This is a genomic window from Mycobacterium kyorinense, from assembly GCF_002101735.1.
GTDB lineage: Bacteria > Actinomycetota > Actinomycetes > Mycobacteriales > Mycobacteriaceae > Mycobacterium > Mycobacterium kyorinense.
The window spans coordinates 74,958-83,106 of sequence record NZ_LQPE01000003.1 but is presented as its reverse complement, the minus strand read 5'-3'; the positions used below and the strand labels follow the sequence as shown (position 1 = coordinate 83,106).

Genomic DNA, 8,149 nt, shown 5'->3' with positions numbered 1-8,149 from the left:
CATTCCAACACCACCCGCTCCACCAGCCCTGCGGGCCGCTTCACGCCGTCACCTCACCGTGGGTATTTTCCGGTCAGGGTGCGCAAACCCGGTAAACGGCGCGGCGTGTCGGCCGGGGACACGCACGCTCGCGGCAGAAGGGGACAGACTATTCAGCGCGACGCCTTGGACTGCGCCCGGGTTTTGCGTTGCCGGGCAGCCGGTTTCGCCCTTTGCTCGATCAGCCGGCCGGCATGGTCGAGGATGCATTCCAGGCCGTATTCGAAGTTGTTGTCGTCGGCAGCCCCGATGTGGTGACCCTTGGCGGTCATCTGAGCCAGCAGCGGCGTGGTTTCGGCGTCGATGACCATGGCGTCTTCGATGGTGCGCCCGCCGTTCTCGGTCGCCTGGTTCTTTTGCTGCAGCCGGTGCAGGACCACCGACCCGCGGACATGGACCGACACCGCCGAGTATGTGTCGAACGCTTCCTCCGGTGACAAGCCCGCCTCGACCAAACCCGCGATCGCTTTTTCGATTTCCTGAACTCCCAGTCTCGCCGCTTTGGGGCTCAGCGCGGACCGAATCAAAATCAGGTCGCACAGGATCGGGTTGCCCAGGAATGTCGTCCGCATCGAGCGGGCGTGATTGCGCAACGTTTCGCGCCAGTCGCTGGCCTCGACGTACGGCGTGGCGAACACATACTTGCTCAGCGCACGGTCGGTCATCGCGTTGAGCAGATCGTCCTTCTTCCGGAAGTACCAGTAGATGCTGGTGACTCCCACCCCGAGGTGCTTGCCGAGCAGCGGCATGCTCAGGTTGTCGATCGACACCTGTTCGGCGAGTTCGAACGCACCGCTGATGATGTCGTCGGGGTTGATGGACCCGCGTTCGCGTCGTTGACGCTTTTCGGCGGTCGCTTGCTTTGCCACTGCGGGCACCTCCATCGACTTCAATGCTGTGCGTCCGGTCGGGCGCGTGGGGCCGGTGAGTCGAATCTACCGGCAGTTTGCTCACCGAACTGCGCCGTTGCAGCCGTGTCGTCGCTACCATCGACTACTGTAATACCTATCGTAGGGGTTTTGATAACGACATGGATCTGGGACTGACGAACGCCGCTGCGGCTGTCGTCGGCGGCGGGCGCGGTATGGGCCTGGCCACCGCACGATGTCTGGCTGACGACGGCGCCCGGGTAGCGATTATTGCGCGCTCCCGAACCGACCTCGACCGCGCGGCAGCGGACTTGGCCAGTCGCGGCAGCCCCGACGCGTTCGGGTTGGTGGCCGATATCACTGACGCCGACCAGGTCGACAACGCGTTCTCCGAGTTGAGCGACCGGTGGGACGGCGAACTCAACATCCTGATCAACGCGGTCGGCCCGACGGTACGGGGCGACTTCGAATCGCTGTCGGACGACCAATGGCGCCAAGCCGTCGACGAGGGCGCGATGGGGATGGTGCACTGTGTCCGCTCGGCGCTTCCCCTGCTGCGCAAGGCGGCCTGGGCGCGGATCGTCAACTTCTCGGCGCATTCGACTCAGCGGCAAAGCGTCGTGCTGCCCGCCTACACGGCCGCCAAAGCGATGCTGACGAGCATTTCGAAGAACCTGTCGTTGCTGCTCGCCAAGGACGAGATCTTGGTCAACGTGGTCTCGCCGGGGAGCATCGCCTCCGAGTCATTGGTCGGCTGGGCCAGGTCGGTCGGTGTCGACGGCGACAACCCCTATGCGTTGATGGATGCGATCGACAAGCACTTCGGGCATCCGGCGCATCTGCCCCGGGCCGGGCTGCCCGACGAAATCGGGCCCGTCGTCGCGTTTTTGGCGTCACGGCGCAACTCCTACATGACCGGAGCGAACATCAACGTCGACGGCGGCTCGGACTTCACGTAAGGATCAGATGGTGGCGACGGCTTCTGAAGCACGCGCGTGGGCGCGCAGCGCGTTGCGCGGAATCGGCGACTCGCTGTACACGCCGTTTTGCGGCGCCGACGGCGACGACATCGACTGGGACGCGTATCGGACGCTGGTGCGTTACTGCGTCGGCGATCTCGGCCATCCGCTGTTGTGGTGCACCAGCGGTATCGCCGAGTTCTGGTCGCTAACGCTCGACGAGCGTAAGCGGTTGCTAGAGGTGGCGATCGAGGAAGGCAGGGCGATCAATCCGGATGTCGTCGTGCAGGCCTGCACGGCGGCCGTGTCGGCCAAGGACTGCCTGGATTTGACCTTGCATGCCCAGCAGTCCGGCGCGGACATCGCCTACATCCAGACGCCGATGATGGAGGTGCACGGCGGCGAGGGCGTACTGCGATTCTTCAAATACGTTGCCAGCCATACGAATATCGCGCTGGGGATGTTCAATTCACCGTCGTCTGGCTATGTGTTGACCCCGGCCGAAAGCGCGCAAATCTACGACGAGGTTCCCGCCGTCTGCGCCACCAAGGAGGGGGCCTTCCGGCCGGCCGCCAGTCGGCTGCTGCACGAACTGGCGCCCGGGCTGGTGATCTGGGAATGCGACAAGACGGTCTACCGGGCCGGATGGCTGCGCGAGGGCATCGTCTGCCCGGCCCAATTGGGCACCGCTGGCTACCTGTTCGAGACCCCGCAGCGGCGCGTGCTCTCTGAGTATTGGGACTTGATCGTCAACGACAAACTCGTCGAGGCGATGGACTACGGCCGGGAATCGGGCTTGGACCAGTTCGACATGGACCTCGGGTCGTGGTTCACCTGCTATCCCGCGCGACCGGACTACTTCACCCACTGGGGTGGGGCGTTCAAATACGCCGCGTCGCTGCTGGGCCTGCCGATCGGGGACTATCCGCACTCCCGGCCCCCGCAAGCCGAGCTGCCGCCGGATGCCAAGGCCCAGATCGAAAACGCCTACCGGCGGCTGGGACTGGTCGGGGCGTGAGCCGACTCAATTCTGGTCGGCGATCAGCCTTTCCAGAAGTTCGACGATGTGTTGCTGGCCGGCGGCCGCCGCGTCGAGCTTGCCGCGAATTCCGATGAACCCGTTGTCGACCTCGTTGAACCGTGCATCGACGTCGTCGAATCGCTCGTCGACTTGGTTGAACCTTTGGTCGACTTGGTTGAACCGTTGGTCGACTTGGTTGAAGCGCTCGTCGACGTGGTTGAAGCGCTCGTCGACTTGACCGAATCGCGCGTCGACTTGGCTGAATCGTTCGTCGACTTGGCTGAATCGTTCGTCGACTTGGTTGAATCGTTCGTCGACTTGGTTGAATCGTTCGTCGACTTGACCGAATCGCGTGTCGAAGTCCCGCCGCAGGTCGACGAGGTCCTCGCGTACGGCGTTGAAGCTGGCGGTGGTGGCTCGACGGAAGTCACGCAGTTCGTCACGAAACTCGGTGACATCGCGGTCGGCCGCGCCGGCGAGGACACGCGCTGCAGCGGCGTCTTGTTCGCTTGCCCGAACCCGCTCGCTGAGTTGGTGCACCTGCGACTCCAACTTGGTCACGCGAGCTTCCAGATTGTCGGGCGCCATGTGAGGTGAGCTTACCGACTTCGAGTCGCGGTGCCAGTCACTCGGACACCGCGATCAAATCCGGCTTCTGACCAGCGACCGCCGATGCAGCAGGAGCGCGGCGCACCTTGCAAGATGCCGCTATCGAAAGGTATACAGTATGAGTAATTACTCCCACCGGACAGCCGACAGGAGCCTCATTGTGAGCAGCGCCGACGATGTCGCCACCGACGACGCGGTGCTGTACGAGACGACGCCGACCGGTGTGGCCGTCCTGACGCTCAACCGCCCGGACCGGCTCAACACTTGGGGCGGCGACATCGCCACCGCGTTCTACGCCGGCCTCGATCGCGCCGAGACCGACCCGAGGGTCCGGGTGATCGTGGTGACCGGTCGCGGCAAGGCGTTCTGCGCCGGCGCCAACCTGGGGTCGACGGCAACGGTGGGCGAGTCGCTCGGGAACGGGGAGCAGCGCGATCTGTCGGAGTTGGTCGGCGACCGGCAACCGTACTACCTGACCATGCTGAGCAAGCCGGTGATTGCCGCGATCAACGGCTCCTGCGTCGGCATCGGCCTCACCCAGGCGCTGATGTGCGACGTCCGATTCGCCGCTGCCGGAGCCAAATTCGCCGCATCGTTCGCGCGCCGCGGCCTGATCGCCGAGTACGGCATCTCGTGGATACTGCCGCGGCTCACCGGCTGGGCGGTCGCGCTCGATCTGTTGCTGAGCGGCCGCACGTTCCTTTCCGAGGAGGCCGCCGAGCTGGGTCTGGTCAAGGAAGTCGTGGCCCCGGAAAATCTGATGCGGCGCACGATGGACTACGCCGAGGACATCGCCGTGAACTGCTCGCCGGCATCGATGGCCGTCATCAAGCGGCAGGCCTACGGTGATGCCATGCGCGACGTCGCCGAGGCCAGCTCCCGGGCCGAAACCCTTCTGCAGGAATCGCTGCAGCGGCCGGACGTCATCGAGGGAATCACGAGCTTCCTGGAAAAACGGGCACCCAGGTTTCCCGGTGTGCCCCAAGACAGATAGGGAACGACATGCCGACCTTGGGCTATCAGGCGATCGACGTCGACAACCATTACTACGAGCCGCTGGACGCGTTCACCCGCCACCTGGACAAGAAGTTCAAGCGCCGCGGCGTGCAAATGCTCAGCGACGGCAAGCGCACCTGGGCAGTGATCGGGGACCGCGTTAACCACTTCATCCCCAATCCCACCTTCGACCCGATCATCGTGCCGGGCTGTCTGGACTTGTTGTTCCGCGGCGAAATTCCGGAAGGCGTCGACCCGGCGTCGCTGATGAAGGTCGAGCGGCTGGCGGATCACCCCGAGTACCAAAACCGCGACGCACGCATCCGGGTGATGGATACCCAAGGCATCGAAACCGTGTTCATGTTGCCGACATTCGCGTGCGGCGTCGAGGAGGCGCTCAAGCACGACATCGACGCGACGATGGCATCGGTACACGCGTTCAACTTGTGGCTCGACGAGGACTGGGGTTTCGACCGGCCCGACCATCGAATCATTGCGGCGCCGATCATCTCACTCGCCGACCCGGCCCAGGCGCTCGACGAGGTCGAGTTCGTGTTGTCCCGCGGCGCCAAGCTGGTGCTGGTCCGCCCGGCGCCGGTGCCGGGAGAAGTCAAGCCGCGCTCGCTGGGCGACCGCAGCCACGACCCAGTCTGGGCCCGGCTGGCCGAGGCGGGCGTTCCGGTGGGATTCCATTTGAGCGACAGCGGTTATCTGCACATCGCGGCGATGTGGGGTGGCAAGTCGACGTTCGAGGGGTTTGGCGAGAAGGATCCGTTGGACACCGTGCTTCTCGACGACCGCGCCATCCACGACACGATGGCCTCGATGATCGTGCACGGTGTGTTCACCCGGCATCCCAAGCTGCGGGCAGTCAGCATCGAAAACGGCTCGTACTTCGTCCATCGACTGATCAAGCGACTGAAGAAGGCGGCCAACAACTATCCGCGGCACTTCCCCGAGGATCCGGTGGAGCAGCTGAAGAACAACGTGTGGATCGCGCCCTATTACGAGGATGATTTACCGGCGCTGGCCGAGGTCATCGGGGTCGACAAGATTCTGTTCGGGTCGGACTGGCCGCACGGCGAAGGCCTGGAGAACCCGGTGGCGTTCACCGAGGAACTCGCCGGTTTCAGCGAAACGGATATCCGAAAGATCATGCGCGACAACGCATTGGACTTGCTCGGCCTCAAGGTGGGATCGGCGGCCTAGTGCCCGAGTGGACCATAGGCGCGGTTCTCGACGCGATCGCCGACGTCGTCGGCGACCGGACGATGACGGTATGCGGCCACCGTCGCAGCACTTTCGCGGAGTCCGCCGACCGAACCCGTCGGCTGGCAAACTTCCTCGCAGGCAACGGGTTCGGGGTACATCGCGAGCGGGGTAGTCTCGAGCGCTGGGAGTGCGGCCAGGATCGGGTAGCGCTGGTCATGTACAACGATCTGTACCCCGACATGCTGGTCGGTTGCTTGAAGGCCCGCACTGTTCCGGTGAACGTCAACTACAACTACACCCCGCGCGAAGTCGCCGAACTGTTCGACTACATCCGGCCGCGGGCTGTCGTCTACCACCGGTCGTTGGGCGCGAAGTTCGCCGAGGTGGTCGGCGGTGCCGATCTGTTGGTGTCCGTCGACGACGGCAGCGCGGCGCCCGAACTGCCCGGCGCGGTCACGCTGGATAACGCGCTGGCGCAAGGGGATACCGACCAGCCTGTGACGCCCTCGCCGGACGACCTGCTGATGATCTGCACCGGAGGCACCACGGGACGCCCTAAAGGCGTGCTGTGGCGCCAATCCGATATCTACGTGTCATCGATGGTCGGCGCCGACCATGAGTCAGCCGCCGAAATCCAGAACAAGGTACGGGGGCGGGCCGGGGCGCCGTGGTTTGCGGTGTCCCCGCTGATGCATGCCGCCGGAATGTGGACGGCGTTCTCGGCCATCCTGCACGGCACCCCTGTGGTGCTCTACGACACGGGCAAACAGCTCGACCCCAAGGCGGTGTGGCAGATCGCCGAACGCGAGAAGGTCGGCTTGATGACCATGGTCGGCGATGCATACGCCGCACCCTTGGTCGAAGAACTGCAGCGAGGCTCCTATGACCTGTCCTCGCTTTACGCGATCGGCACGGGCGGCGCCGCGACCAACCCCAAATACCAACGAGCGCTGCTGGAATCGCTGCCGCACATCACCCTGATCAACGGATACGGCTCGTCGGAAACCGGAAACATGGGCTTCGGGCACAGCCAGCGGGATGCGCGGACCGACACGTTCACGCTGCGCGAGGGCGGATTGATCCTCTCGGAGGACTGCACCCGGTTCCTGCAGCCGGGCGACCAGGAGGTCGGCTGGGTGGCCCGCACCGGCCGCATCCCGCTCGGCTACTTCAATGACCCGGACGCCACCCGCCGGACCTTCCCGGTGGTCGACGGCCGGCGGGTAGTGATATCAGGGGATCGGGCCTGCTTCGAGGACGACGGCACGTTGCGGTTGTTCGGCCGTGATTCGTTGGTGGTCAACACCGGCGGTGAGAAGGTGTTCGTCGAAGAGGTCGAAGAAGTTCTGCGGGCGCACCCTGCCGTCGCCGACGCACTGGTGCTGGGCCGGCCGAGCGAGCGGTGGGGCGAGGAACTCGTCGCGCTCGTCGCACTGCGGAATGGCGCCGCCCCCGACCGCGAGCACCTGCACGCACATTGCACGACGCAGCTGGCGCGGTTCAAGGCGCCCAAGGAGTTCATCTTCGTCGAGCAGATTCGTCGCCTGGGTAACGGCAAACCCGACCACAGGTGGGCGAAACGTCAAGTGGCAGAAAAGGCGCCGATGTCGACATGAAAGCAATCGATTGTCTGGTCAATGTGCACTTCGGCGAAAGCGAGAAGCAGCCCAGCTGGATGCTCAAGGTTCGTGACGACTACTTCAAGGGCCCGAAGTCGATGTTCGAGCCGGTCGACCTTGCCGAGTTGCTCGACGAGATGGACGAACAGGGCGTGCAGAAGGCGATCCTGATGGACTCGCTGGCCAAGCCGTCGGTGACCGCGCGGAAATTCGTCGAGGCGAAGCCGGAGCGCTTCGCGCTGGCGATCGGCGGCGTGAACCTGCTGCGGCCGATGCCGTCGCTGAAGGAGCTTGGTGCGATCGTCAACGACCTACCGGTCGCCTACGCGGCTGTGGGGCCGAGCTTTTGGGGTGACGGCCAGTATCCGCCCAGCGACGCCGTCTACTACCCCCTCTACACGAAATGCGCGGAGCTGGAACTACCGCTGTGCATCAACACCGGCCTCCCCGGTCCGCCTATTCCGGGAGAGGTGCAAAACCCCATTCACCTCGATCGGATCTGCGTGCGGTTCCCCGAACTCAAGCTGTGCATGATCCACGGCGCAGATCCATGGTGGGACATCGCGATCCGGCTACTGATCAAGTACACCAACCTGCGCCTGATGACGTCGGCCTGGTCGCCCAAACGGCTGCCCGACAGCCTCCTGCACTACATGCGGACCCGCGGGCCCAACAAGGTGATCTTCGCCTCGGACTGGCCGGTGCTCAAAATGCGGCGGGTCGTGCCGGAAGCGCTTGCGCTCGATCTGCCGGGCGAGGTGCTGGAGAACTATCTCTACAACAATGCAGCGGAATTCTTCTTCGGACAGGAACGGGAGCAGTGAC

The 8,149-nt window shown here is 64.4% G+C and carries 7 protein-coding genes and 2 pseudogenes; 6 read left to right on the top strand and 3 right to left on the bottom strand.

Going from position 1 to position 8,149, the window contains the following annotated elements; genetic code table 11:
* Nucleotides 1-152: 152 nt before the first annotated feature.
* Nucleotides 153-923, bottom strand: a complete 771-nt coding sequence (locus tag AWC14_RS00620; protein WP_045376507.1) for a TetR/AcrR family transcriptional regulator — start codon at nt 921-923, stop codon at nt 153-155.
* Nucleotides 924-1,069: 146 nt separating this feature from the next.
* Between AWC14_RS00620 and AWC14_RS00615 the strand changes: the two genes are divergently transcribed.
* Nucleotides 1,070-1,867: an SDR family NAD(P)-dependent oxidoreductase gene (locus AWC14_RS00615; protein WP_045376432.1), complete on the top strand. Its 798-nt coding sequence runs from the start codon at nt 1,070-1,072 to the stop codon at nt 1,865-1,867.
* A 10-nt stretch (nt 1,868-1,877) separates the two neighbouring features.
* The gene (locus AWC14_RS00610; protein ID WP_045376510.1) at nt 1,878-2,885 is read left to right on the top strand and encodes a dihydrodipicolinate synthase family protein; all 1,008 of its coding nucleotides are present in this window, start codon (nt 1,878-1,880) and stop codon (nt 2,883-2,885) included.
* A gap of 6 nt (nt 2,886-2,891) precedes the next feature.
* Here the strand turns inward: AWC14_RS00610 and AWC14_RS30120 are convergent.
* Both AWC14_RS30120 and AWC14_RS30045 read right to left on the bottom strand, forming a co-directional pair.
* Nucleotides 2,892-2,996 (bottom strand): annotated as a pseudogene (locus AWC14_RS30120) (hypothetical protein); the annotation flags it as partial.
* Nucleotides 2,997-3,182: 186 nt separating this feature from the next.
* Nucleotides 3,183-3,476, bottom strand: a pseudogene (locus AWC14_RS30045) (hypothetical protein); the annotation flags it as partial.
* Nucleotides 3,477-3,657: 181 nt separating this feature from the next.
* Between AWC14_RS30045 and AWC14_RS00600 the strand changes: the two are divergent.
* Genes AWC14_RS00600 through AWC14_RS00585 form a run of 4 tightly spaced genes read left to right on the top strand, consistent with a single transcriptional unit; the run spans nt 3,658 to nt 8,148 of the window.
* The gene (locus tag AWC14_RS00600) at nt 3,658-4,491 is read left to right on the top strand and encodes an enoyl-CoA hydratase (protein ID WP_045376435.1); all 834 of its coding nucleotides are present in this window, start codon (nt 3,658-3,660) and stop codon (nt 4,489-4,491) included.
* 8 nt (nt 4,492-4,499) lie between these two features.
* On the top strand, nt 4,500-5,702 hold the full coding sequence (locus tag AWC14_RS00595) for an amidohydrolase family protein (protein ID WP_045376438.1): 1,203 nt from the start codon (nt 4,500-4,502) through the stop codon (nt 5,700-5,702).
* Complete coding sequence (locus AWC14_RS00590) at nt 5,702-7,321, top strand: acyl-CoA synthetase (protein ID WP_057003304.1); 1,620 nt, start codon at nt 5,702-5,704, stop codon at nt 7,319-7,321. The genes AWC14_RS00595 and AWC14_RS00590 overlap by 1 nt, the downstream gene beginning before the upstream one ends.
* Nucleotides 7,318-8,148 (top strand): amidohydrolase family protein, encoded by an 831-nt coding sequence (locus AWC14_RS00585; protein WP_045376441.1) that lies wholly within the window; start codon nt 7,318-7,320, stop codon nt 8,146-8,148. The genes AWC14_RS00590 and AWC14_RS00585 overlap by 4 nt, the downstream gene beginning before the upstream one ends.
* Nucleotide 8,149: the final 1 nt, after the last annotated feature.

Bases quoted from the DNA above. Each gene is read 5' to 3' on its own strand.
- AWC14_RS00595 (WP_045376438.1), top strand. From the start codon at position 4,500: ATGCCGACCTTGGGCTATCAGGCGATCGACGTCGACAACCATTACTAC.
- AWC14_RS00585 (WP_045376441.1), top strand. From the start codon at position 7,318: ATGAAAGCAATCGATTGTCTGGTCAATGTGCACTTCGGCGAAAGCGAG.
- AWC14_RS00615 (WP_045376432.1), top strand. From the start codon at position 1,070: ATGGATCTGGGACTGACGAACGCCGCTGCGGCTGTCGTCGGCGGCGGG.
- AWC14_RS00620 (WP_045376507.1), bottom strand. From the start codon at position 923: ATGGAGGTGCCCGCAGTGGCAAAGCAAGCGACCGCCGAAAAGCGTCAA.